Source organism: uncultured Dokdonia sp. (genome assembly GCF_947496725.1).
In the GTDB taxonomy this organism is placed as follows: Bacteria; Bacteroidota; Bacteroidia; order Flavobacteriales; family Flavobacteriaceae; genus Dokdonia.
In genome coordinates, this window is the sequence record NZ_CANMDS010000002.1 from 514,613 (window position 1) to 540,081 (window position 25,469).

The 25,469-nt window shown below is 37.9% G+C and carries 27 protein-coding genes; 11 read left to right on the forward strand and 16 right to left on the reverse strand.

Features of this window, described 5'->3' with window-relative positions:
* Positions 1 to 129: 129 nt before the first annotated feature.
* Positions 130 to 666 (reverse strand): 3-hydroxyanthranilate 3,4-dioxygenase, encoded by a 537-nt coding sequence (locus Q0948_RS06210; RefSeq protein ID WP_038598325.1) that lies wholly within the window; start codon positions 664 to 666, stop codon positions 130 to 132.
* A 126-nt stretch (positions 667 to 792) separates the two neighbouring features.
* Entirely contained in the window at positions 793 to 1,290 is a 498-nt protein-coding gene (locus Q0948_RS06215; protein WP_298349959.1) for a CAP domain-containing protein, read from the reverse strand.
* 202 nt (positions 1,291 to 1,492) lie between these two features.
* Between Q0948_RS06215 and Q0948_RS06220 the strand changes: the two genes are divergently transcribed.
* The 3 genes from Q0948_RS06220 to Q0948_RS06230 are packed head-to-tail and all read left to right on the forward strand — an operon-like array spanning position 1,493 to position 3,468.
* Positions 1,493 to 2,563, forward strand: a complete 1,071-nt coding sequence (locus Q0948_RS06220; protein ID WP_298349961.1) for an isoaspartyl peptidase/L-asparaginase family protein — start codon at positions 1,493 to 1,495, stop codon at positions 2,561 to 2,563.
* A 1-nt stretch (position 2,564) separates the two neighbouring features.
* Positions 2,565 to 2,915: a hypothetical protein gene (locus Q0948_RS06225; RefSeq protein ID WP_298349963.1), complete on the forward strand. Its 351-nt coding sequence runs from the start codon at positions 2,565 to 2,567 to the stop codon at positions 2,913 to 2,915.
* 1 nt (position 2,916) lies between these two features.
* Positions 2,917 to 3,468 carry a GNAT family N-acetyltransferase gene (locus tag Q0948_RS06230; RefSeq protein WP_298349965.1) on the forward strand — a complete coding sequence of 184 codons (552 nt, stop codon included), beginning with the start codon at positions 2,917 to 2,919 and terminating at the stop codon, positions 3,466 to 3,468.
* Here the strand turns inward: Q0948_RS06230 and Q0948_RS06235 are convergent.
* On the reverse strand, positions 3,446 to 3,910 hold the full coding sequence (locus Q0948_RS06235) for a CBS domain-containing protein (RefSeq protein WP_298349967.1): 465 nt from the start codon (positions 3,908 to 3,910) through the stop codon (positions 3,446 to 3,448). The genes Q0948_RS06230 and Q0948_RS06235 overlap by 23 nt on opposite strands.
* Before the next feature lie 121 nt (positions 3,911 to 4,031).
* Here Q0948_RS06235 and Q0948_RS06240 point away from each other — a divergent pair, with 121 nt between their 5' ends.
* Together Q0948_RS06240 and Q0948_RS06245 are read left to right on the forward strand one after the other, a co-directional pair.
* A complete protein-coding gene (locus Q0948_RS06240) occupies positions 4,032 to 6,395 on the forward strand; it encodes a M28 family peptidase (protein ID WP_298349969.1) in 2,364 nt (787 codons plus the stop codon).
* A 43-nt stretch (positions 6,396 to 6,438) separates the two neighbouring features.
* Positions 6,439 to 7,242, forward strand: a complete 804-nt coding sequence (locus Q0948_RS06245; RefSeq protein ID WP_298349971.1) for an NAD(P)H-binding protein — start codon at positions 6,439 to 6,441, stop codon at positions 7,240 to 7,242.
* Positions 7,243 to 7,341: 99 nt separating this feature from the next.
* Here the strand turns inward: Q0948_RS06245 and Q0948_RS06250 are convergent, their stop codons facing one another.
* The 4 genes from Q0948_RS06250 to Q0948_RS06265 form a co-directional block, all read right to left on the reverse strand.
* Entirely contained in the window at positions 7,342 to 9,402 is a 2,061-nt protein-coding gene (locus Q0948_RS06250) for a M13 family metallopeptidase (protein ID WP_298349973.1), read from the reverse strand.
* A gap of 105 nt (positions 9,403 to 9,507) precedes the next feature.
* The gene (locus Q0948_RS06255) at positions 9,508 to 12,909 is read right to left on the reverse strand and encodes a T9SS type A sorting domain-containing protein (protein ID WP_298349976.1); all 3,402 of its coding nucleotides are present in this window, start codon (positions 12,907 to 12,909) and stop codon (positions 9,508 to 9,510) included.
* A 139-nt stretch (positions 12,910 to 13,048) separates the two neighbouring features.
* Positions 13,049 to 13,558 (reverse strand): nuclear transport factor 2 family protein, encoded by a 510-nt coding sequence (locus tag Q0948_RS06260; RefSeq protein WP_298349978.1) that lies wholly within the window; start codon positions 13,556 to 13,558, stop codon positions 13,049 to 13,051.
* Between the two features lie 11 nt (positions 13,559 to 13,569).
* Positions 13,570 to 14,169, reverse strand: coding sequence for a hypothetical protein (locus Q0948_RS06265; RefSeq protein WP_298349980.1), 600 nt, complete (start codon positions 14,167 to 14,169; stop codon positions 13,570 to 13,572).
* A 111-nt stretch (positions 14,170 to 14,280) separates the two neighbouring features.
* Here Q0948_RS06265 and Q0948_RS06270 point away from each other — a divergent pair, with 111 nt between their 5' ends.
* The 3 genes from Q0948_RS06270 to arfB are packed head-to-tail and all read left to right on the forward strand — an operon-like array spanning position 14,281 to position 15,773.
* Complete coding sequence (locus Q0948_RS06270; protein WP_298349982.1) at positions 14,281 to 15,231, forward strand: NAD-dependent epimerase/dehydratase family protein; 951 nt, start codon at positions 14,281 to 14,283, stop codon at positions 15,229 to 15,231.
* 10 nt (positions 15,232 to 15,241) lie between these two features.
* On the forward strand, positions 15,242 to 15,379 hold the full coding sequence (locus tag Q0948_RS06275; RefSeq protein WP_084811657.1) for a DUF2256 domain-containing protein: 138 nt from the start codon (positions 15,242 to 15,244) through the stop codon (positions 15,377 to 15,379).
* On the forward strand, positions 15,372 to 15,773 hold the full coding sequence (gene arfB, locus Q0948_RS06280; protein ID WP_298349985.1) for an alternative ribosome rescue aminoacyl-tRNA hydrolase ArfB: 402 nt from the start codon (positions 15,372 to 15,374) through the stop codon (positions 15,771 to 15,773). Before Q0948_RS06275 ends, arfB begins: the two co-directional genes overlap by 8 nt.
* Positions 15,774 to 15,848: 75 nt before the next feature.
* Here arfB and azu read toward each other — a convergent pair whose 3' ends face one another.
* Together azu and Q0948_RS06290 are read right to left on the reverse strand one after the other, a co-directional pair.
* Complete coding sequence (azu, locus tag Q0948_RS06285; RefSeq protein ID WP_298349988.1) at positions 15,849 to 16,355, reverse strand: azurin; 507 nt, start codon at positions 16,353 to 16,355, stop codon at positions 15,849 to 15,851.
* 48 nt (positions 16,356 to 16,403) lie between these two features.
* Complete coding sequence (locus tag Q0948_RS06290) at positions 16,404 to 17,372, reverse strand: alpha/beta fold hydrolase (protein ID WP_298349990.1); 969 nt, start codon at positions 17,370 to 17,372, stop codon at positions 16,404 to 16,406.
* Between the two features lie 219 nt (positions 17,373 to 17,591).
* On the opposite strand from Q0948_RS06290, the gene Q0948_RS06295 reads away from it, so the two are divergent.
* Positions 17,592 to 18,068 carry a thioesterase family protein gene (locus Q0948_RS06295; RefSeq protein ID WP_298349992.1) on the forward strand — a complete coding sequence of 159 codons (477 nt, stop codon included), beginning with the start codon at positions 17,592 to 17,594 and terminating at the stop codon, positions 18,066 to 18,068.
* A 47-nt stretch (positions 18,069 to 18,115) separates the two neighbouring features.
* Here the strand turns inward: Q0948_RS06295 and Q0948_RS06300 are convergent, their stop codons facing one another.
* The 4 genes from Q0948_RS06300 to Q0948_RS06315 all read right to left on the reverse strand — a co-directional run bounded on the left by Q0948_RS06300 (position 18,116) and on the right by Q0948_RS06315 (position 21,039).
* Complete coding sequence (locus Q0948_RS06300; RefSeq protein ID WP_298349994.1) at positions 18,116 to 18,484, reverse strand: nuclear transport factor 2 family protein; 369 nt, start codon at positions 18,482 to 18,484, stop codon at positions 18,116 to 18,118.
* Between the two features lie 175 nt (positions 18,485 to 18,659).
* Positions 18,660 to 19,790 (reverse strand): GNAT family N-acetyltransferase, encoded by a 1,131-nt coding sequence (locus Q0948_RS06305; RefSeq protein ID WP_298349996.1) that lies wholly within the window; start codon positions 19,788 to 19,790, stop codon positions 18,660 to 18,662.
* Complete coding sequence (locus Q0948_RS06310) at positions 19,783 to 20,676, reverse strand: DMT family transporter (protein ID WP_298349997.1); 894 nt, start codon at positions 20,674 to 20,676, stop codon at positions 19,783 to 19,785. The genes Q0948_RS06305 and Q0948_RS06310 overlap by 8 nt, the downstream gene beginning before the upstream one ends.
* Positions 20,677 to 20,682: 6 nt before the next feature.
* The gene (locus tag Q0948_RS06315; protein ID WP_298349999.1) at positions 20,683 to 21,039 is read right to left on the reverse strand and encodes an ArsC/Spx/MgsR family protein; all 357 of its coding nucleotides are present in this window, start codon (positions 21,037 to 21,039) and stop codon (positions 20,683 to 20,685) included.
* Between the two features lie 84 nt (positions 21,040 to 21,123).
* Here Q0948_RS06315 and Q0948_RS06320 point away from each other — a divergent pair, with 84 nt between their 5' ends.
* Positions 21,124 to 21,588 carry a DinB family protein gene (locus tag Q0948_RS06320; protein WP_298350001.1) on the forward strand — a complete coding sequence of 155 codons (465 nt, stop codon included), beginning with the start codon at positions 21,124 to 21,126 and terminating at the stop codon, positions 21,586 to 21,588.
* Here Q0948_RS06320 and Q0948_RS06325 read toward each other — a convergent pair.
* Positions 21,578 to 22,300, reverse strand: a complete 723-nt coding sequence (locus Q0948_RS06325; RefSeq protein ID WP_298350003.1) for a hypothetical protein — start codon at positions 22,298 to 22,300, stop codon at positions 21,578 to 21,580. The two genes, Q0948_RS06320 and Q0948_RS06325, sit on opposite strands and share 11 nt — an antisense overlap.
* Positions 22,301 to 22,394: 94 nt before the next feature.
* On the reverse strand, positions 22,395 to 23,174 hold the full coding sequence (locus Q0948_RS06330; RefSeq protein WP_298350005.1) for a T9SS type A sorting domain-containing protein: 780 nt from the start codon (positions 23,172 to 23,174) through the stop codon (positions 22,395 to 22,397).
* Between the two features lie 255 nt (positions 23,175 to 23,429).
* Here Q0948_RS06330 and Q0948_RS06335 point away from each other — a divergent pair, with 255 nt between their 5' ends.
* Complete coding sequence (locus tag Q0948_RS06335; protein WP_298350007.1) at positions 23,430 to 24,569, forward strand: cystathionine gamma-synthase; 1,140 nt, start codon at positions 23,430 to 23,432, stop codon at positions 24,567 to 24,569.
* Positions 24,570 to 24,613: 44 nt separating this feature from the next.
* Here the strand turns inward: Q0948_RS06335 and Q0948_RS06340 are convergent, their stop codons facing one another.
* Positions 24,614 to 25,456, reverse strand: coding sequence for a glutamate dehydrogenase (locus tag Q0948_RS06340; RefSeq protein WP_298350008.1), 843 nt, complete (start codon positions 25,454 to 25,456; stop codon positions 24,614 to 24,616).
* Positions 25,457 to 25,469 lie beyond the last annotated feature (13 nt).

A 25,469-nucleotide genomic window follows, 5' to 3' on the forward strand; every position in this document is an offset into this window, starting at 1 on the left:
TTAATTTCTATTTATACTTCTCAAACATATATGAGAAGTCTATGTGAGTCAAATCTAAGAATAATTCAAAGGTTTCCATAAAAAAGGGTGTATAATTAAATACACCCTAAAAATTATTCTGTTTTTTTATCAATCTGCTGTAAAACGTTCATCTACTTCCATCACCGTACCGCAGTTGTTGCACGTTCTAAGCTCCTCACTATTATAGAAGTCCTTAAAATGCGACTGGAAGTCTTTTTCTACATCGTGAAGTTTAAAGTATACCTCGTGTAGTTTGTTATTACAATTATCACAGTACCATAAAAGACCGTCTGTTCCTTCTAGGTCTAGTCTTTTACGTTCTACTACGAGTCCTATTGAGTTGTCGTGGCGCACTGGCGAGTGCGGTACCCCGGCTGGGTGTAAGTACATATCACCCGGACCTAGTTTCATCGTGCGCTTTACACCTTCGTCTTGTACGTGCACCTCAATATGTCCTTCTAGTTGAAAAAAGAGTTCTTCGGTCTCATTATAATGATAGTCTTTTCTGGCATTTGGTCCACCTACAATCATAACAATGTAGTCACCAGCGTCTTTGTAAAGATTTTTATTACCTACGGGTGGTTTAAGAAGATCTCTATTTTCTTCTATCCATTTATTTAAATTAAAGGGAGGTGCTATGGCCATATGTTTCTTATTTATTTACTATAAAAGTACAAAAAGTAGTACGCTTTCGCGAAAGCGTAAAAAAAACATCCCCACCTACTATAGCAGGTGGGGATGATAATCAAAACAGATTTGGGGATTGTTTGGTTATCTAAAGAATAGCTGTGTGTAATAAGGTACACCCATTTCATTTTTTACGATACCTATACCTGTATGTGTGTAGTCACCTTCTAGTGCTTGTTTGTGTGATGGACTTCCTAACCAACCTTGTACAACAGACTCTGCATCCATATATCCATAAGCGACATTCTCACTTACTATATGTGCACCGTTATTTTGTAAACTCGCCGAACGTGCATAAAAATTATCGTGGCTAGGCTCGCTCTGTATAACCATATAGTTAGAGTGACCTAAAGCAAGATCTTCAGAGTAGTTGTGCCATTGCAACTCACTAAGGCCTAATGTTGCCCTATGTGCATTTAAGACAGCTAGCACTTCGAGCGCTAGTTCGGTGTCGTTTTCAACCTCGATTGGTGCTTCAAGGTTTGTTGTGAGTTCTTCTGACTCATTAATTGGATCGGTACTGCAAGAGCAGATAAGTAGCATAGCTGCAATAAAGCAGAGACTTTGGTTAATCAGTTTCATAATTTGGGGTTATGATTTATGACTGCAAGATAATAACTTTTTGCACTTAATCGTACACTTTGTGTATTTAATCGATGAAATACACAAAAAATGTAGTTTTTTTAAAATTTTACAAGTAGGAAGTATCTGTATTGTTCGCTTTTGGTACGTTCAAATGCTTCTTTCTCCTTATATTAGACCTGTATATTTTAAGTAAAACCTTATGAAAAAGTTAGTTACGCTTGTTATGTTGTCTTTAATTGTATGTTCTTGCGATATGCCTGTTAAAGAAAAAGAAGATAAGATTAGTGCATCATCTATACCTGCAGATCAAAAGTTTGGTCTTGTTATACACGGAGGTGCGGGTACTATTCTTAAAAAAAATATGACAGACTCTCTTGAAAGTGCATATCGAGCAAAACTTGATGAAGCCACAAGAGCTGGTCATAAGGTGCTCTCAGATGGAGGCACGAGTATGGAGGCGGTGACGGCAGCTATTAATATTATGGAAGATAGCCCACTTTTTAACGCAGGAAAGGGTGCTGTATTTACACACGATGGTACAAATGAGCTAGATGCTAGCGTTATGGATGGTAATACCCTTAATGCGGGAGCCATCTCTGGTGTGACTACTGTAAAAAACCCCATTGACCTTGCGGTAGCAGTAATGAACAAGTCTGAGCACGTGATGCTTAGTGCAAAAGGAGCAGAGCAGTTTGCAGCAGAGCAAGGACTTGAGATAGTAGATCCTTCTTATTTTTATACAGAGAGAAGGTATAAATCGCTTCAAAAAATAATAGATAAAGAAAAAACGCAACTCGATCACGATCTAGATAAAAAGGTGACTTATATGGATCCTTTTATAAAGGATAGTAAATATGGAACTGTAGGTTGTGCAGCACTAGATAAGTACGGTAATCTCGCAGCAGGTACCTCTACAGGAGGAATGACTAATAAAAGGTATAACCGCATAGGAGATGCACCTATTATAGGAGCAGGTACATATGCAAATAATGCAAGTTGTGCGGTAAGTAGTACTGGATGGGGAGAGTTCTTTATGCGTGGTATGGTAGCACACGATATTGCTGCTATTATGGAGTATAAGGAAGTTACATTACAAGAAGCGGCAGAAGAGGTAATCCAGAAAAAGCTCACAGATCTAGGCGGTACGGGAGGAATTGTCTCTATAGACCGAGACGGCAATGTAGCGATGGAGTTTAATACAGCGGGTATGTACCGTGCACATATGAATGCCGCAGGAGAGATAGATATAAAAATTTATAAGAACAACTAGTATGGATAGAACGTGTCCAGAATGTGGAGATAAAATTATAGGTAGAGCAGATAAGAAGTATTGTAGTTCTTCTTGTCGCAACGCTCGTAACAACAGCCAGAATAAGGACTCAAAAAATATGATGCGCAACATAAATAACCGGTTGCGCAAAAACTATCGTATACTAGAAAAACTCAACCCTGAGGAAAAGACAAAAACCACTAAGGCAAAACTAAACGCAGCGGGTTTTGACTTTAATTATTTTACAAGCATCTACACGACTAAAGCAGGTACTGTATACTATTTTATATATGACCAGGGATATTTACCGCTAGATGGTGACTTTTATGCACTCGTAAAAAGAAAGAATTAATATGAAAATCTACGCCGAAACTAAGAACCTAATCCTTAGGGAGATTGTCATAGAAGATACGGGGGATATGTATCGCTTAGATAGCGATCCCCTTGTACATAAATATCTAGGTAATAAACCTATAAGTTGTATGGGTAAAGCAAGGGCATATGTAGATTACATACGTATGCAGTATGAAACTTATGGTATAGGCCGCTGGGCTGCTATAGAAAAATCTACAGGTGACTGGATAGGGTGGACCGGTTTAAAAATGAATTTTGAAAACGAGATGAACGGTCATACAGATTTTTATGACATAGGTTATCGCTTTATGCCACAATACTGGGGCAAAGGTTATGCAACAGAGTCATCTATCGCCGCTAGAGATTACTTTTTTAAAAACTTCACTGGCAAAAAACTGTGCGGTATGGCAGAGCTGGGCAACGGTGCTTCTTGCCGTGTGCTAGAAAAAATAGGACTGGAGCGCAAAGATAATTTTACCTACGAGCCAGAAAATATAGAGCTGGCCTGGTTTGAAAAAACAATGCAATCTATTTCCAAGTCTGACCATTAAGTTCTAAAGCAGCTTTAAGGACATCCTTCTGGCTTATCTGGCCTACTAGTTTACCATTTTCTACTATAGGGAAGCGTCTATGTTTTGATTCCAAAAATTTATTTGCCGCATCAAAAACATTCATATTACCATCTATAGTATCTACATTAGATACCATATGATTGCTCACTTTCATATTATCCATAGGCATATTATAATATCTACTCTCTGAGATTTGTTTCATACAGTCGCCTTCAGAAATTATCCCTAGCAGTTCATTTTGTTCATTTACCACGGGACCACCAGATATTTTATGCTTTATAAGACTATTCATTACCTCAAGAACAGATTGATCTGGAGAGAAGGTAATGAGTTTACGGCTCATATAATCACTTACTTTTATATCTGTTGAGGTGCTCTTTACCTCTTTTGCACGTTTACCTATAAAACTTTTAATCGCCATAACTATCTGATTTTGTTGTCTTAAAGTTAGTGATTTATATTTAATAAGTTGTGTTGCGCTTTCGCGAAAGCGTACTCCAAACCTATAAATTTGTATTTTACAACCACCAAACCAAAAGCAAATGAAACGCCTTAAACATTTCTTCTCATTTTTTGTACTTCTTTTTTTAGTGTGGTTTAGTTTTAAATCACTTATACCAGACACCGCCTCTTCTGGAGATGTCCCGCTTACTGAGTTCTCTACAGAACGTGCAATGAGCCAACTTAAAGTAATCTCTCAAAAACCACATTATGTAGGGTCACCTGCACACGCAGAAGTGCGTGGATATATTATAGACGAGCTTGAGAAATTAGGTCTTGAGCCTGCTGTGCAAGAGGGATATGTACTAGACTCTTGGTGGGGGTCGAGTACCTTAGTAAAGCCAAAAAATATAGTGGCACGTTATAAAGGAACCGGTACGGGTAAGGCAGTATTGTTAATGTCCCATTACGATAGTGCTCCACATAGTAAGTCTCACGGGGCGAGCGATGCAGGGTCTGGAGTGGTGACTGTGTTAGAAAGTTTAAGAGCCTATCTGGCTGCTGGAGTTGAGCCAGAAAATGATATTATCGTGCTATTTACAGACTCTGAAGAGTTAGGTCTAGACGGCGCAACGCTATTTGTAAAAGAACACCCTTGGGCAAAAGACGTGGGTATTGCCTTAAACTTTGAAGCTAGAGGCTCTTCTGGACCTTCTAATATGATTGTGGAGACTAATGGGGGTAATGAAAATCTCATTAAAGAGTTTGAGAAGGCTGGACTTGAGTATCCTGTAGCTACATCATTAATGTATAGTATATATAAAATGCTACCTAATGATACAGATTCTACAGTGTTGCGTGAAGATGGTGATATACCAGGTTTTTTCTTTGCTTTTATAGACAGTCATTATAATTATCATACGGTAAATGATACTGTAGATAATCTTGACCCGCGCACACTTGAGCATCAAGGACAGTACTTACTGCCGCTTATTAAGCATTTTGCTCAAGTAGATTTATCGACCATAAAATCTACTCAAGATCGAGTTTACTTTGATACACCTTTATTCACTTTTGCATCCTATCCTTTTGCTTGGGTGTTACCTATGTCTATCATCGCACTCGTAATTTTTATACTCTTACTTTTTAAAGGTTTTAGAGATAAGAAATTAAGTGGTAGGGCTGTAGGACGAGGATTTTTAGCACTTATTATTTCTTTGGGCTGTTCATTATTGTTATTGCAAATTTTTGCTTGGTTAATGCCGTCATTATATCCTCAGTATAATGATATGTTACCGGTGTTTATATATAACGGTCACTGGTATACCATTGCTTTTGTAGTAATGTCTCTTTCGTTTAGTTTTGGTTTTTACAGTCGCTTATGTAAGCTAGAACACACCCCAAGTACCTACGTTGCACCACTTACATTGTGGGTGATTATCAATATTCTTGTTGCTGTATATTTAAAAGGAGCAGGCTTTTTTGTTATTCCATTATTATTTGGTCTTGTTGCCTTTTTTGTAATGATTAAGCAAAAGAAACCAAGCGTTATTTTAATGCTTCTTTTAGTCGCGCCAGGAGTATTTGTTTTTTCACCATTAGTACAATTCTTTCCTGTAGGTTTAGGACCATCTGCATACTGGATTTCTATACTTTTTACAGTACTAGTATTTGGTTTATCATTACCAGTAATAGGCTATTATAAGAGTAAGCGTTTTTTAGGTTATATAGGTTTAATACTTACGTTTGTATTTTTAGGAGTAGCACACGCAAAGTCTGATTATACAGAAGAGAGGCAAAAACCTAATAGTTTATTGTATTACCATAAGGAGGGTGATGCAAAGGCATACTGGGTAACGTATGACGATTATATAGACAGTTGGGTAGAAGGCTATCTAGGTAATGCGCCTAATGCTGCTAGTGATTATATAGCAAATGCTTCTGGTAGTAAGTACAATACCTCTTTTAGCTATGCAAAGGAAACCTCTGTTATAGACCTTGAAGAAACTATCATTATCAAAGAAAAGGATGAGGTTGTAGATGGAAATAGAGAGGTAACACTGAGCATAAGACCACAGAGAGCGATAAATAGAATACGCCTCTTTGCAGATAAGGATACGCCTTTTAAAATGCTATCTTATAATAAGAAGGAGTACAAGCCAGATAGCACAGAGACCTTATATAAAAAACGTAGAACAAATGCGCTGTTAAGTTATTATATGGGTGAAGGTGAAGAGCTAGAATTTAGCTTTACAATAGCAGCAGGAGTAGATCCAAAAATAAGTTTTAGAGAATACTCTTTTGACTTACTTGAGCATCCTAAATTTACTGTCTCAACAAGACCAAAGACAATGATGCCAAAACCTTTTGTAGTAAACGATGCAATTATACAAGAACGCGTCATAAACGTAGATGAACTAGCCTTTGCTACTCCTCAAAACGACACATTGCAATTACAAGAATAATAAGTGCCTTTTAATACAATCCCTCTATATATGAGGAAAGCCTATGAATAAAAGAATAACAATAGCAGGACTAGGGTGGTTAGGACAACCGCTTGCATCTCGTCTCAAACTTTTTGGATATCAAGTAAAAGGTAGCGTCACAGATACAGAGAAGGCAAAAGCACTTACAAAAAGTGGCATCACAGCTTATCCAGTTGTTATAGCAGAGGCTGGTGTGTCTGGACTTGTAGACACCTTGCTGGTTGATACGGATGTGCTTATGATAATGATTCCGCCGGGACTGCGTAGAAATACTGGAGCAAATTATGCGCTTAAAATGGCTCACTTTTTACATCAAGTAGAGCAATCACAAATAGAAAAAGTCATCCTAGTAAGCAGTACCTCTGTATATGATGACTCACAGGGTGTAGTTACAGAAAAAATCGCACCTAGACCTGAGACTAACGCCGGTAAGCAATTACACGATGTAGAACAAATTTTCTTTAACAACAGTGCTTTTAAGACTACAGTCGTGCGCTTTGGAGGGCTTTTTGGAGGTAACAGGAATCCTGTTAAGTTTCTCGCTGGTCGTAAGGGGCTTACTAATGGTAAGGCTCCCGTAAATATGATTCATAGAGATGATTGTATAGGTATTTTAATGGCAATTGTAAAGCAAGACGCCTTTGGCCATATTATAAATGCCGTTGCGCCTAGCCACCCGTCAAAAAAGACATACTATACACAGCAAGCACAAGAACTAGGCCTTGAGCCTCCAGAATACATAGAGGAGGATACAGCTACTTTTAAAGAGGTAAATAGTGTGGTTGTAAAACCTCTTTTGAACTATGAGTTTCAAGTTGAGTTATAAGTTTTAGTAGCCATTAAATAGTTTAAGTACGCTTTCGCGAAAGCATAAAAAAAACCGTCCCTATTTGAGACGGTTTTTTAAGTTTATAAAGCGTTTAGATTACCAAATACGCACTCTATCTTCTGGAGCTAGGTAATTTGCATCTCCTTCTTTTATATCAAATGCTTCATAAAAAGCATCTACATTAAGTAAAGGTTGTACAGCACGCACCATACCTGGAGAGTGTGGGTCTGTCTTGATTTGTGTTCTTAAAGCTTCATCACGGCTCTTAGTTCTCCATACGGTTGCCCAAGACATAAAGAAACGTTGTTCTGGCGTAAAGCCGTCTATGTTTTCTGGACGTCCATTTTCTGCATAGTATTTCTGAAGACCGTCATAAGCACCTAGTACGCCTCCTAGGTCACCTATATTTTCACCTAGTGTAAACTTACCGTTTACAAAAACACTGTCTAGTACTTCTACATTGCTATATTGTTCTGCAAGTGCATTACCACGTTTTGTGAATGCCTCAAGATCTGACTCTGTCCACCAGTTTTTAAGATTACCCTCTGCATCAAAACGTGCTCCACTATCATCAAAAGCGTGTGAGATTTCGTGACCTATTACGGCACCTATACCTCCATAATTTACAGCCTCATCTGCCGTGTAGTTGTAAAATGGTGGCTGTAATATTGCTGCAGGAAAAACAATCTCGTTGTTAAGTGGGTTAAAGTATGCATTAACCGTTTGTGGTGACATTCCCCACTTAGATTTATCTACAGGTTCACCTATATCTTCATAATTTTTAAGCTGCCCCCATTTACCTACGGCTGTCATATTTTCAAAATACGTCTTATCTGCAGATACTTCCATTGTAGAGTAATCTTCCCACTTGTCTGGATATGCGATTTTAACGGTGAATTTGTCAAGCTTCTCGATTGCTTTTTCTTTAGTTTCTGCTCCCATCCAGTCTAGATTTTGGATACGATTTTTATAAGCATCAATAACGTTTGCAATCATTGTTTCTGCCTTTGCTTTTGCCTCTGGCGGAAACTTTGCATCTACATATAGCTGCCCTAGAGCTTCTCCTACAGTACCGTTTACCGTTGCAAGCGCACGCTCATCTGCTGGGCGTTGCTTTTTTGCACCGCTTAAATATTTACTATAAAACTCCCAGTTTGCTTTTTCAATATCTGTGCTTAGTCTACCAGATGCACTATTAAACGTATCCCAGCGCACAAGCGTTTTTATATCTTCAATAGATGTATTATTTAAAAACTTGTCTAAGGCAGTAGTATACTTAAGCTGTGTTACCGTAAGCGTGTCAAATTCTTTTTTGATACCTAGATCTTTAATCATCTTTTTAAGATCTACAGATGTAAGCATTGCATCTGCCTCATCTACAGAACGTGGATTGTTAAAGTTACGAGCATCGCGACTTTCTACCTTGTCTAGTCGTGGTATTGCTAGTGCAGTTTCCATCTTAAGGATTTTTTCTGCGGCTGCTGTAGCATCTGCTTCAGAGTCACCTAGCTTTTGTAACATTCTTGAGATGTGCTTTTTGTACTCTACACGTATTTCTTTAGACTTACTGTCTTCTAAGATGTAATAATCACGGTCTGGAAGTCCTAAACCATTTGCGCCTAGATAAACAGTGTTCATAGAACTGTCATTAAGATCTGCTCCTGCGCCTATACTTAAAAATGGAGAAGATACTGCAGGGTTTGTAGCAAGTACGGTTTGTAACTCTGTGAGGTTTGTTACAGCGGCAATATCATCTAGTGCTGGTTGTAATGGTTTTAATCCGGCTTCATTTCGCGCAAGCGTATCTAACTTTGTATTAAAGATTGCGAGAGCTTTTGCTTGATCTGTACCTGCAGTGTACTTTCCACTTTTTTCTGCTTCATCAAGTATAGCAAGAACATCTGCATCTGTAGATTTACGTAGTACAGAAAAGCCTCCCCAGCTTGTACGATCATCAGGTATCTCTGTGTTTTTCATCCAAGACCCGTTTACGTATTTGTAAAAGTCTTGATTAGGAGTTACAGAGGTATCCATATTTTCAAGTACAATACCTGGAATTTCTTCTGTTTTGGCTTCATCTTTTGAGCCGTCTGTTTTACAACTTGCCATAGCAAGTGCGCAAGAGGCTACAATTGCCACCGATTTATAAAGTTTCATAGTGTTATGAGTGTTTGAAATTATATTTGAATAAGACGTTATTAATTTTAGATTGTTACAAAGTTAATAAAACAAAAAGCCCTCTTTTGAAGAGGGCTTGATTAATTAGTGGCGTATCAGCTTTTTGGTTATTTGCTTTGTGCCTGTATTGAGTTTTAGTAAATATAAACCAGTGGCAAATGAGCTCATATCTAATGGATAGGCAGTCTCACCTGCAGCGGTTGTAATAGGTTTTACCACTACCTTACCTAAGATGTCATAAACTTCTATAGTAAGCGGAGTTCCTTGAGACCAATTAATATTAAAAATACCGTTAGATGGGTTTGGGTGTATACTAAGCCCTGAAACCGTTACCTCATCTATAGCAAGTGGGTCAAGACCTATATGTAAATCATCTAAGAGCACTCCTTCTCTCACAGTGTTTTGATCAGAGTGGAAAACAAATCTAAAGATCATACTGGTCTCTGCGGCAAAGGCGGTAAGGTCATAGCTATACTCGTTAAGAGAGGTGTCATTGTCACCTGTCCACTGTGCTCCTGGGCAGTTAAAGCAATTGTTACCAGGTAATGTGTCACTGTTATACCAGTTAGGATCATTTGCTGTTCCTAATATATTCCAAGTAACGCCATTATCTACGGTATACTCCATATACATTATATCCCAATCATTTTCTAGCTCAAAAGCCATCTTGAAAGAGATTTGAGGAACGTCTAGTGCAGAAATATCATAACATTTAGTAGTTAAAAACTCTTTGATATTATCACCGTGATCACCGCTTAGATTAGTAGCATATACATTCTCTCCAGATGCTGCTTGGTTTAGAGCTGGGCCTGTAGGGATTCCTCTTTGCCAAGTTGTACTTGATGTATCACAATTACCTCCGTTGCTGTTTTCAGTTAGTATAAGAAGGGTGTCTTCTTCTGATTCAAAATCATTTATAAGATCGCCTTCACCTACTGCATTTACAGCTAGAGTTGTTCTTGAGTCATTATTATCAATTAACTGATCACCATCTAGTATAACCTCTGCGACCAGTTCATACGTACCAGTAGGAAGTCCCAGCACAGGTAACTCAACAGTGGTAGATTCTTGAGATGCGAGCGACCCAGACCAATCTATTGTGTTTGAGATACCGCCAGCCATATAGTTTATAGTTGCAGCTGTAATCACATCTGTACCGCTATTTATAAGAGTAAGCTCTGTAGGGATTTCTTCACAAGAGAGTGCTTGATTACCTAGAGGAACAAGTGAGGTGGTTGCTATGTCTAGCGCTATAGGCTCTGTATCTATGTTAGTCTGCCAGATACCACGACCGTAGGTTGCTGCAGTTAGAATTCCGTTTGACTCATTAATATCTAAGTCACGTACAGCAGTATTAGGTAATCCATTATCAAAGGTTTCCCAATCGTTTGTAATATCATCATACCTCCATACCCCTAGTGCGGTACCTAAGTAAAGTGGATTTTCAGAGTGCACATTTTGGTGTTTAATTACAAGTTTTGGCACTTCTGGTAATGACCCAGTAATTTCAGTTGCAACAATATCTGCTCCTGTAATTGTACCTTGATATACTCTACCTGATGTTCCAGCAGTTACGATATATATTGTAGAGCTATCTCCATATTTCACTTCAAGTGAAGAGATGTTATTTGAAAAATTAGTCACGAAATCAAAATTCTCGCCACTGTCAGAACTTTTGTATAGTTGATTATCAACTGCGACATACATTATCTCTGCATTGTTTGGATCTGTTTCAAGGTGGTCAATACGAGTCCCAAATGATGACGAACGTTGTACCCAACTATTTGAACAAAAATCTAGCTCGTATACACTAGTATATCCTGCATATAGCTTACTGTCTTTTGCAAAGGCAAGAGGCGTTATCCAGTTACCAGTTTCTGGCGAGTTGAAAGCTCCTGCTAGTGATGCTCCACCATTGTTTGAAAAATATGGTCCACCACCACTTTGTATAAATCCATATACTCTACTTGGGTCATTTGGATCAAATACATTTTCCATTCCATCTGCTCCGTAGTAGTTTTGCCATTGCTCATTAAGGCGAGCATAACCTCCGTTATCTTGTAATCCTCCAGAAATAAGAGAGGCATCTGTTGCAGCTACATCTATTCTATAAAATTGTCCTATTGCTAGACCGTCTGTAATACTTGTAAAACTAGCGCCACCATCTGTAGATGTATAAATACCACCATCACTACCGCAATAAAGTGTCCCGTTTATAAAGCGCAAATTATGAATATCTGCGTGGGTATATGCAGCTTGATTAGGAGAATCCCAACTGTTTAATTGAGTGAAGTTTGCACCACCATTAGTAGATTTCCACACGTTGAGTATTCCTGTATAAATTTCATCTTCATTTGTGTCTGAAACTGCAAAAGCCATATCAAACCAGGCCTGCGTACTCTGGAAAATATCTTGACTTCCAGTAAAAGTCTCTACAAATGTATCTGCACTGTCTGTAGATTTAAATATAGAACCAGACCCAAAACCAGTGTCAGATTTAAATACGTATAACACTTCTGGGTTTGCTGGGGTTACATCTAGTACGAGTCTGGCAGCTCCCGTTATCACGCCAGCAGAGACATTTGTCCAAGTCTCACCTGCATCTGTAGATCTATAAACTCTATTTGTAGTAGCAGCATATACTATATCAGAGCTTCCTGGTTTTACTTTTAAATCATCAAAGTTACCTGTGATTTTATTTTCCCAATTGAGGCCGCTGTCTATCGTTTTATATACACCCTCACTAGTCGCGAGCCATAGTGTCTTATTATCTGCAGGATCAAAGTAAATCTCATTCATTGTTAAAGGAGAATTACTTTCATTAAGACCTGTGGTGTTCCAAGTAACACCTCCATCTGTAGATTTCATAACACCTACACTTGTAGAGTCACCGGCATCATCATCACCAGTTGCAATGTATATGATATTACTATCGGTAGGATCAATAGCAATTCCAGACACTCCTATTTGTGGTAATTGATCTGTAAGAGGTGTCCACGTGGCACCTGTGTCTGTAGACTTCCAGATACCTCCAGCTGGAGCACCTATATAAATAACAGCAGGGTTTGTTGGGTCTACAGCCATCGCGTTTACACGACCTTGACCAGCAGACCAAGAGCCTGTGTTAGTATGTGTAAGTGGCCCTATATTTACCCAGTCACTATCATCTGCTTGCGCAGCACGTGAAGAGCTATTTACTTCTTGCCATACATCCCACAGTTGTTTTTGAGACATTACAGTACCATCATCATTAAGATAATTTTGATGAAAGGATTCCCATCTTTTGAAAGGTTTGTAACCGCTTCCTTTTACGGTCTCATCTTTGTCTTCCCAGTATAGCTCAAAAGCATTTACAATTTCTTGAAAAGTAGGTTCTGTAATTCGGTTAGGATTGTTAAAAGTTTCCATCCAAGGGGCAGATGTACCTATCTGAGCGACAGATACTCCCGTGACTAGGCAGAAGCCTAGTAGTAGTAGTTTTTTCATTGTAGTTTTATTAGGCAATAAATATAATACAGGAATTGTATTCTACACAATTATTCACTTATAAAACAGCTAAAAAACTTAAAAAATATCAGTAAAAGGATTAAAACACTGCGGTTTTGACAATAAGCAGGTGGTTTGATTAGTCTTTTTTGCGCATCTTCTTGATGTAAAGACTGTCCCATTCTTTTTTACTTTGTGTAAGCTCTGCTACATTTCCATTGGGCACAGCAATAGAGAGTACATAGTGCTGTATCTTCCAGCTGTCATCTACTTTTTTTAGAATACCTGAGCCTCTACATACACCCATTTGTGTATCTAGATGTTCATCAAACCAAGCGGTATTTTGAGAGGTGTCATCTAGATGTATATTTCTATTTATTGAAGTAAATGACCAGGCACGACCTTTGTCAAAATGAGGTTTTGAGTAACTTTTAAAGGCTTTTACATCCCAGATCTCTGTAGCATCTGTACCTATAAAAATGGCAGTATCTGTCATTAAAGCAAAGTAGGCTTCGAAATCTGCATTAGCAGCAGCTTGATGCCAGGCATCAAGAGTACCTTCTATGGTTTTTTTTGTTGTGTTTTTTTCTTGTCCAAGTAGGACAGTAGTCATACTTAAAAAAGCAATAAGAATTACATGTAGTTTCATAGATACTAGTATTATTGAGGCTCATTTTCTTCTTCTAGCTCCTCATCTGGCTGTTCCTTTTCAAGCTTTATTTCTTCTAGTAGATCTTCAAAGCTTGTATTAAAAGCCTCATTAAGTTGTAGGTTGAGGTCTTGATATGCATTAATGAGGTCTCCTATTTGTTGTGAGAGTGTTACAGCATTAGGTTCATTTAAGAAGGCTTCATTTTTAAGAACCTTTACTTTTGTCTCGATTGTTATAAGCCGCGCCCGTATAGCATTAGATAATGTTTCTTGAGGAGCAACTTGCACCTCTGCCTCTTCTGCCTCTTCCTTTGCTACATAAAGGTTATCAAATCTCTTTATTTCTTTTTTGAGTACACCTAGTGTAGGGACTTGTAAACTATCTATAGCAGCCGATAGATCTCTATATAATGGCCAGTTTGCCACACCTTCTCTTGCTTGTGGTGTGAGTCCTATTTTCGGCTTTAGATTTGTAGGTTTTGCAATAGATAAAGTATCCCTTGCATCTATTTTATCTGTGGTGGTAACCTCTTGAGGAGTTTGTTTTTCGTCACAAGCACTTATAGCGAGAACAAAAAGAAATAATAATACAACAGATAAAAATCTCATAACTTAAATACTAAGGACATAACAAAAGTAGGGCAAATGCATATATGCGAGCAATAATTATGACTAAGTTTGTCTACGCTTTCGCGAAAGCGTACTTCAAAACACACACATATGAAATCTAGAATACTCATTATTGGAGCTTGCGGCCAGATAGGGACTGAGCTTACACTTACATTAAGAAACAGATTTGGTGCAGATAAGGTAGTTGCCAGTGATATACGCGAGGGTAATGAAGATATAATGGGCGAGGGCCACTTTGAACTACTTGATGCCACAGACCTTGCCGCTGTAGAAGATGTTATTTTTAGATATAAAGTAGATACAGTCTATTTAATGGCAGCAATGCTTAGCGCTATTGCAGAGCGTTTTCCTGCAAAGGCGTGGCATCTCAATATGACTTCTCTCTTTAACGTGCTTAATCTAGCAAAAGACAAAAAAATAAAAAAAGTGTTCTGGCCGTCTAGTATAGCTGTTTTTGGAGAAACTACACCTGCACAAGATACACCACAACTTACCGTTATGGAGCCATCTACCGTATACGGGATTTCAAAACAAACAGGAGAGCGCTGGTGTGAGTATTATCATAATAAATATGACGTAGATGTACGTAGTATACGTTACCCAGGCCTTATAAGTTATACAACAGAGCCAGGAGGTGGTACGACAGACTATGCTGTAGACATCTATCATAGAGCTTTAAAACACGGCCAGTACCGTAGCTTCCTTAATAAAGGAACAATATTACCTATGATGTATATGGATGATGCCATAAGGGCAACCATAGGTATTATGGATGCGCCAAAAAAGAATATAAAAGTACGCTCATCATATAATCTAGCTGGAGTAAGTTATGCTCCAGAAGATGTTGCAGCAAGTATACAAAAGGTAATACCTAACTTTGAGATAAGCTATGAGCCAGACTTTAGACAAGCCATTGCAGACTCGTGGCCAGAGTCTATAGATGACAGTGTTGCGCGCAAAGATTGGGGCTGGGAACATAAATTTGACCTAGATGCCATCACAAAAATAATGCTCGATAATCTAGAAGAAAGATATAAATAAGCACACTTACGTGAAAAAGAGAGACCTCCCCACAAAAGATTGTCCCGTTTGTAAACGTCCATTTACCTGGCGTAAAAAGTGGGAAAAAAACTGGGCAGAGGTCATTTATTGCAGCGAGCGCTGCCGAAGAAATAAAAACAGTGCGTAGAGAACAGCTCTTACAAGAACTATCATTTAAGGCTTCAAAGAGTAGTGGCCCAGGAGGGCAGCACGCAAATAAAACAAGTTCTAGAGTAGAGTTGAGCTGGTCGTTACCAGAAACCTTTGCCTTTACAGAAGAAGAAATAGTACGCCTTACTGATAAGCTTGCTCACAGACTCACTAAGGAAGGAGTGCTGCAGCTTGCTTCACAAGCGTCACGTAGCCAGCATAAAAATAAAGAGGATGTCATAAAGCGCTTTTTCTCTTTGCTAGAGGTTGCTATACAAGTACCTAAAGTGAGAAAGAAGAAACGGCCTTCTAAACTTGCCAAGCTAAAACGACTTAAAGCCAAAAAGGAACAGTCAGAAAAAAAGGCAAATCGCAAGCGCCCAGAGTTTTAGAAGAGCTGTTGTGGAAAAATAAAAAGCCCTGTAAACAATGCGTTTACAAGGCTTTTTATTTTATAATAGTGTAGATTACTCTACAATAAATTTTCCTTTCATAAGTCCTGAGTGCCCTGGGAAGCTACATATAAAATCATACGTTCCAGCCTCTGGAGCAGTAAAGGTTACAGTAGTAGACTGCCCACCACCTATCATCTTAGTATGAGCAATGATTTGATCTTCATTTGCAATCCAGTCACCAGCTTCACCAGTTGCCGCCGCTGCTGCCGAAAATTCTGGAATAGATGTACCTGGCTTAAGTAGTACAAAGTTGTGACCCATTATTTTTTTGCCAATTTTTCCTGTATGACGAAAAGTAAGAGTCACTTCTTGACCAGCTTTTACTTTAAGTTCGCTCTTGTCATATTTCATCTGGTCATTTCCTGCAAGTGCAAGATTTACAGATTTTCCGTCATCCTTTTTGGTTGTCTTTTTTGAGCCTATTTTTACTGATTCTTTTTCAGTTTTTTTCTCTTCGCCGCCGCAGCTTATCATAAGTCCCGCAAGTGCAAGAGCAGCTATAATTCCTTTAAATTTCATAGTAGTTCAGTTTAGTTTAAGTTTCTAAAGATAATCAACAACAACTTTTTACTCAATATAATTTTTAAAAAAGTCAAAGGTTCGTAGCTCATTGTAATAATAATCACCTTTCATATAAAAGCCTACGTGACCTCCGTGATCTGGCATTTCTAAATGTAAGATGTCAGACTGTTTTGCTTGTTCTATAGGGTAGCAGTCACCGTGTAAAAAACTATCATTTTTCGCATTAAGGATAAGAGTAGGTACTTTAATGTTTTTTATAAACTGAGCGCTACTCGCCTTTGCATAGTAATCTAGTGCATCTTCAAACCCGTGAGCCGGCGCCGTGTATATGTCATCAAAAGATTGTAGGCTATCAATTTTTTTATAAGACTGCCTACTCATTTTCTCAGGAAAGCGAGACATTTTTTTTCGATACTTTGCACGCAAGTGTACTAAAAAAGAGGTGCGATAAATGATGTTTTCTTTTTTTGATAATTGCTCAAGTGACATACGTAAATCTGCCGGTACACCTATGCAGGAGGCTGCTTTAACTTCTGTAGGAATATTTTTATGCTCTCCAAGATATTTTAAAACAGCATTACCTCCTAAGCTCACACCGTAGAGACCTATTTTTGTATAATTACGCTCAATAAGCGTCTGTATAACAAATGCAATATCACCTGTGTCACCACTATGATAAGACCGGTAGAGTCTATTTTGCACTCCACTACAACCTCTTAAATTTACGGCAACCACATCGTACCCATTTGCACTCAATATTTTTGCAGTCCCAAGCATATATGGGCGTTGTGCGTCACCTTCTAAGCCGTGCATTAATACTGCAACCTTTTTACTTTTAGATGCAATTATGGCTTGTGTCCAGTCTATATCTATAAAGTCACCATCGGGAAGTTCTAAACGCTCTCTAGACTGTTTAACTCCGTTTACCCTTCTAATTTTTGCAGAGTAAATGGTAGAAAAATGAGCATCTTTAAAGAGTCCGCTTGCGCGAAAATTTGATGAAACTATAGGCATTTAGGGTATGTAGCTTTATATATTTAATATTTTGTAGTACAACATACTACTATCACAAAATTACATAATTATGAGAGGCTAAGACCTATGTATAGTTATTCTGTAAAAGCTTATTAAGATATTTTTATAGAAAACAACTGTACCTCAAAGAAGCGATTATTGTAATTTTACTCAAAGACAGTATTGTCATAAAACTGATTTAACCAGAACAATTTATATATGTACACAAAAGAATTTGATATACGATGGAGTGATATTGATGCAAATCGTCACCTAGCAAACTCAGCTTACGTAAATTTTATGTCTCATACACGTATGGGATTTATGATTGAGAATGGACTAAGCCAGAAGGAAATGGTACAACATAATATAGGTCCTGTAATTTTTCACGAGCAAATATTCTTTTTTAAAGAAGCCTTTCAAGGTAGACCTATCACCGTGACCTTTGAGTTAGGAGGAGCTAGTGAGGATGGTATGTTCTTTAAATTTGTACATAACTTTTACGACCATAAAGGAAGAAACCTTGCTCGCGGAAGTATGCAAGGAGCTTGGATAGATCTTACTACACGTAAAACTACTGGCCTGCCAGAGGCATTAATGCCTATGCTCGCAAACGCTCCCAAAACACCAGATTATAAAGTCTTAACAAAAGAAGATATGAGATCTCACGGGCAAGCGCCTAGAGATAGAGAGTAATTAAAAAATCATAGGAGCAGTATGATGCTGCTCCTATGATTATACTGCTATTGTCCAGGCATATCATAAAAGAATTGCTCTTGAACAATTTTTCCATCCTTTACTTGATACACTGCTATTTCTGAAGATGTACTGCGTTGCCCGCTAGGCTTATGTGTAGTATCCATATCAAATCTAACAGAAAACCAGTTTTCTGCCACTGTAGGCTCACTTACAGTAGTGCTATGCACGTCAAAAGTGTTTTCCCACCATTCTCCTTTTTTTCCTACGGCTTCCATACCTTCAGATCTTGAGTGTTCTGCCCACGATGGTTCTAAACTCACAATATTTGGGCTATAAAGCTCTTTGTAACATCTATCATACTCGCCATTATTGCACCACTTTACTAAGTTATTTGCGATTTCTTGTGTTTTCATAATATATTGATTGTTAGGTTGTTCCTGTAAATATAGCGACCATATTAGTAAAATGAGCAAGAAAACACAGGCTAAAACTCATATTAAATGTTAAATTTTTAACATAATTTATTATCTTGAGAGAAATTTATAAGACAGACAACTATATGTAATAGTTTGTTTTTTGAACTAGTTACTAGTTCTTAAATGGAGTATGTTGTTTGTATTCTGTCATTTTAATCTGACGCACAAAAGGTTTAAATAACATATTTGCAACTGTACGGCGGTGTTTTATATAACATCTAAGCTGTTCTGGCGTTGCACCTAGAGTACTTTTAATTTCAGATGCTGTTCTGCCTAAGTTGATTTCTTTCACCCCTAATGAGAGGCCTTGTCTTATATAATCATTAAGCATTCTTTGGTAGATGGCATCTGTTTTATTAAAATCATAATCAAGCCCAATAAAATGTGCTTCTAGCACATCATTCACAATAAAAGCTGTTGAGAAGCCTACAAGCTCTCCATCTTTACTGTAAGCAGTAAACCTTACTTGATCCTTAAAGGCCTCTTTAAGTAACGCATATGTCTCGATAGCTATAGGAACAGTATTAAAAACAGCTTTAGATACTACGTTGTTATAAAGGCCTTGTAGCTTGTGTATGTTGTCTCTTATTTGTGTTGCTGTAAATGATGTACTAATAAGATGTTTACTTAACGTATCTGCACGATTTACTTTTACTCTATATTTTGATTTGAGTGAAGCTTTATAGGTTTCAAAATCTTGCCACCTCACGGCAAGTCTCATATTAGGCTCTACCGTAAAAGATTGAAAGTGTTCTTTCTCAGCAATGCTGGCAGAGGCATCTTCTTGGGCATTAAAATCTTTAAGAAAAAAGATGCGTGGTTTTTTTGGTGTGGAGAGCTTTTTTAGCTTTCGCGAAAGCGTATTGTAAATTCTTCTTTTATCGCTTCCAGTTTTTACATAGAGGCCATATGCTCCACTCAGAAAGATGTTTCCACATACTAGTATATGTGTTTTCTTACCACTCAAATAGCACTGTAAGCTACGAGCTAGTTGCTGGGTGAGAGGAAGCTTTTCTGTAGCAGTCTCAAGAGAGATATCTATAGCTTGAGTTATGGCAAGCGCTACTGGCTTGTTGTCAAGGGCGATGATGAGATAGGTGTAGGTGATGAGCTTGTTTGCTCTCTCAAATGCCTGTAAAAAGGGTTTTGAAAAATAGATAGTTTCTTCACAATCAAGCGCTTTAAACACTTGATTATCTATATCGTTTATACTGCTGTAAGTTGTACAGGTGTAGCTAGGCACTTTGTTTTTTTCTTTTGGTACTTAAATATACGCCTAGGAAAATGAGTGATGCCGCTACAATGCGTATTGTGGTAAGAGAATCTGCTCCTAGTATGATAGCTACGAGTGTTGCGATAAGTGGTTGCAGATATATAAATGCTCCTATAGTAGAAGGTTTGAGCTGTCGCAGGGCAAATACATTAAATAGATATGTTAGGTATGTGGTGCCTATTACTACAAACAGCATTACACCTATAACCGAAGGTGGTAAACTAGACCACTGTACTTCGAGAAATTGAGGTAATGCAATGGGTGCGTTTGTAAATACTGCTATTAAAAAAAACCATTTCATAAGTGTGACCGAGGCATATTTGGCCGTGAGTGGTTTTACTAAAATTAGATAGACGGAGTAGGCAATGGCATTAATTATAAACAGCGTGTTACCTAGAGGTATATTGGGCGCATTAGCTTGAGTTTTTGCGCCAAATAATATAAGAATAAGAGCTCCTACTAGGCCTATAGCAATACCAGACCCTTTGAGCCAAGTGATTTTTTCTTTTAAAAATAAAGCCGATAGAATAAGAAGGATAACTGGAGATAGGGTGATGACCACACTACTGTTTATAGGAGTAGACAGCTGTAACCCCTTAAAAAACATAAGCATATTAATAGTCATCCCAAAAAGAGCACAAAGTATAATGCGCCACCAGTCTTTACGGTCAATCTTTTCTGAGGGTAAAAACAAGCTTGTAATCCAGAATAGTATCGCTGCGCCTAACACTCTAAGCATAATGAACCCATATGCCTCAATATAGGTGGGCATAAGATCTTTTGCCAGCGTGTGATTTACACCATATATAAAACTAGCGCCAAAGGCAGCAAGAAATGCGAGATGACGCTTGCTCATAATAAACTATGCTTTTGAAAATGCCTCAACAGCAGCAGCAACAACCTTCTTGCTATTACCTACAAATATTTGATTGTCTACAATCATAACCGGGCGCTTTAAAAAAGTGTAGTGTTCAAGTATAAGGTTTTTAAAATCTTCTTCAGAGAGAGATTGCTCGTTAAGACCACGTTTACGGTAGAGTTGCGCTCGTTTACTAAAAAGCGACTCATAACTACCGCTCATTTCTTTCATAGCCACAACTTGCTCTTCTGTAAGAGGTTCGGTTTTAATGTCTTGTAATATAACATCACTAGACGGGTTTATTTCAGAAATAATGCGCTGGCAAGTATTGCAAGTAGCTAAGTGTATGATTTTTTTCAAAATATGGTGACTTATTAAATTACTTTACAAAATTACCATCTAACTTATCTAAAATGAATTATTTTTAGACAAAAATTACACAATATGATCTATACTTTTGATATCTGTCTTAAAAGTAGACAACTCTTAGAACGCTTTATAAAAAGTCATACTACAGAGGAGCTCAACACGATTCCAGAAGGTTTTAATAATAACATTATATGGAATATAGGTCATAGCATCGCCACACAGCAACTTCTTACATACGGACTGTCTGGGCTTAAACCTAGGCTTGATATGGCATTTATAGATCGCTATAGAAAAGGTACAAAGCCAGAAGGGCTAGTTACTCAAGAAGAGGTGGCACAAATGCATACACTCTTGTTTACAACACTAGCAGAGTTACAAGAAGATTATGAAGCTGGACTTTTTAAAGACTTTAAAGAATACACATTATCTACTACGGGCGGTACACTTACTAACGTCGCAGAAGCTCTGGAATTTAATAATTATCACGAAGGCTTACACTTAGGGTGCGTTATACAGTTGTCAAAACTTCTTAAAAAGTAAGATAACTTTCCGCTTCGTTCCAAGGTATAGTAACCACCATATTTTCCGAATATAATGCGTCTACCTCTGCATAATTAAGAATAACACCGTCTTCGGTAAATCCTATTTCTTGTAGGTTTTCATTAAATGTAAGTACATTAAATAAATGCTCTTGCTGCGGGTATTCTTTTGTGAAGTACGCTTTCGCGAAAGCGTAAAAATCTTCTGTAAATAGTGCTTCTTTAGATAATAGCTCTCCGTTTTGTGGATTTAGGTTGAGGTAGTTTGCTGTGTCATACCCACTTGCGCCACCAGAAAATTGATAGGTATAGTGCACAATAGAGAGTAAATTATTAGTCCCATATGAGAGGGCTGTTTCTATTTGAATTTCGTGAGCATCAGAGAGCTCAGTAGTTTCGGGGTATGAAATTTGAGACTCATTAATATATAAGTCTATAGCATCTGTTATGCTAAGGTCTGGCACTTTAGAAGCATTATACAAAGTGGAAGTTGTCTTATCAAGAATCCACTTATTTGCAATGTCTTTTACTGTCTCTGGTGAAGAGAAAGTAATAATCTCAATATCTATATCTGGACAGGGTTGCGCGGCGCATATGTTTATATCACTAGTTGTATAGTGAGTGCTGTTTGTTTCATAAACAATTTCTTTCTCACAACTTACAGTGGTGATAAAAAGAATAATAAGCAGCAGGGGAGCCAGATGTTTTTTCATTAGATAAAAGTAGGGTTAAGGCTCCAATAAAAAAAGGCTACTCATATATATGAGTAGCCTTTTAAAAATTTTTAGCTTATAAAGCTTATAAAGCTTATTGCTTGATAAACTTGTAAGTTCCTGTTTGACCTTCTGCAGTTACTTGTACTAAGTAAGCGCCAGATTTTAAATCTGATACGTTTATAGCGTCAGAAAGAGCATCAATTCTTTGGTTTACTACTACTTGACCTAGTAAGTTCATTACTTTAACACTAGAGATTGTAGAAGCTGCTGTTACATTTAAAACGTCAGCCGCAGGGTTTGGAAACATTGAGAATCCGTTTATAGTATTTGATTCTGTAGATAGTGTTCCATCTATAGAAAAGGTATCTACACCTGCTCCCCAGGCCCAAGCCCCTTCGTCATCATATGTAAATCTTACTTGAAAAGCATCGTTTATAAATGAAGTAACATCTATTGCAGACTCCATTGTAGGTGCGATATCCGCATCATCATATAATGCAATTTCTTGCCACTCTGCTCCATCCCAAACATCTACTTTAAGAAAACCATCGCCTATAAAGTCTTGTAAAGAATACTCATAAGTAACAGATGCATCTGCATATTCTGTTAAGTCTATGGCAGGAGAAATAAGTTCTCCACCCCCTACACTCGCACTACCTGCACCATCATCATCAAAAATAGCTGCATTTGAAGTAAAAGGATCTCCTGTAGGCATAGCTGGACTACCAAAAGCCCATTCTGCAGTACCACCTATAATGTTTGATGTCCATCCGTCAGGTAACGTATCACCTTCAAAATCCTCTGTTTGGATTTGAGCATAGCTCGTTGTTGCAAATACCATAGAGGCAATAAAAAGAGTAATTTTTTTCATACTAAAATTGTTTAAGGTTACTAATGTGTTAAATATAAGTTATTTAATTAGCCAGAATATTTTATGGGAGTAGAAATTTGTCTTTTTTCGTTAAAGAGCATTATTCTTAGACTTATTTGTAGACAAAAACCTACAAAAACAAATTAACAAACGTTAGTATGTTAAATCATTAGGTATTTAATAATTTTTCGAAGCGCTCAGCAGGGTTGTTTTTTACTATAGTTAAGTAGCTTTGCAAGGTGCAAAAATCTACTTATGAAATTTAACACGAAAACGATACACGGTAACCAGCAGCCAGATGCAGCTTATGGATCTGTTATGCCACCCATTTACCAAACCTCTACTTATGCTCAAGAGTCACCAGGTAATCATAAGGGATATGCCTACAGCAGATCTGCAAACCCTACACGTCACGCACTTGAGCAATCTCTTGCAAGTATAGAAAATGGAGCATTTGGTATGGCATTTGCCTCTGGTATGGCTGCGATAGATGCGGTAATGAAACTACTTAAACCAGGTGACGAGGTTATCACTACAAATGATATTTATGGCGGTTCTTTTCGCTTATTTACTAGAATATTTGAGGGATATGGTGTCGTTTTTCATTTTGTAGATATGAGTGATATTCAAAATATCAAAACTCAAATTACAAATAATACAAAGATGATCTGGATGGAGTCTCCCACAAACCCGATGATGAATATTTTTGACATACAAGCCGTTGCCAAACTTGCAAATCAAAACAACATACTCCTTGCTGTAGATAATACCTTTGCGACACCTTACCTTCAGACTCCTCTGGATCTGGGGGCGCATATTGTGATGCATAGTGCTACAAAATATATAGGAGGTCACAGTGATCTAGTAATGGGAGCGCTCATTGTAAATGAAAAGACGCTAGCGGAAAAGCTTTACTTTATACAAAATGCATCTGGAGCAATATGTGGTCCTCAAGATGCGTTTCTTGCGCTGCGCGGTATTAAAACGCTGCACGTTCGTATGGAGAGACATTGTCAAAACGGGCGTGCAATTGCCCATTATCTTAAAAATCATTCTAAAGTTGAAAACGTTTACTGGCCAGGTTTTGAAGACCACCCTAGCCATCATATTGCTACGAGACAAATGAAAGATTTTGGAGGGATGTTATCATTTTCTACCTATGGAGATAGCACAGAAGATGCACTTAAGGTTATAAAAAATTTAAAAATCTTTACCCTAGCCGAAAGTCTTGGAGGGGTTGAGAGTCTAGCCGGTCACCCAGCCACAATGACGCACGCTGCAATACCTAAAGAAGATAGGCTTAAAATAGGCTTAACAGATTCTTTAATACGACTAAGTGTGGGGATAGAAGATGTAGATGATTTAATAGAAGATCTTGAGCAGGCTCTTGGGTAGTATTCCGCTTTCGCGAAAGCGTAACTCTCCACCTTATTAGCATTTTAATCTAGGTAATAGATATACCCTACATTCATCCAGAATATCCAGTCGTTTACTCTGTTTACAGGTCTTGGGTCTGGATTAAGTCCATCTACCCAGTTTGATGTGTAGTAGTGCCATCTCAAATCTATATTAAGATCACTTAATATACCTAGTTTATAACGAGTACCTACACTCCAAGTGATTGCCCAAGTATCACCCACACGGGTATCTATACCTGTGCCCATTTGCCCTTCACCTACATTAAAACCTTCTATAATAGCAGGACCTGTATCTGTAGGGTCTGATGTAAAAGGATTGAGTACTTGTCCAAATATATTACCATCCTCGCGTAGTGAAGTTGTAGCACTAGGATTAAAGGAAACAAAGTGAGCTCCTACACTTACATATGGAGCAAACTTATAGGCTCCTGCAGAGAAGTCACGTATGCTCATAGGGAAGTATTCTAGTTGTGAGCCTATCTCTAGTACTTGAGTTCTACCTGTATGTGCACGTAGTCGCATACCTCCAAAATCGTTATCACTCGCCTCTGGGCCAAAGTTGTCTAAGTTTGTTATATGGAAGTCTATCTCATTTCTTACTTTAAAATGATCATTAAAGTAGGTGTACTTTGAGTAACAGTTACAGTCTGCTTGGTAAGCAAAGTTTAGGTAGTGCACTATCCCCACGCCAAAGCCCACATTACCAAGATTGGTCTCCACATTACTGCGCTCACCATAGTCAGATTGAAACGCAACTGGACCGGCTATAACGCCAAGCTCGTGTGAAAACCCAAACTGAGCATTTAAGCTCTGCTGTGTGATCACCATTAATAATAATGCCAGCAGTAGGTACTTGGCTCTCATAAGTAGGTAATTA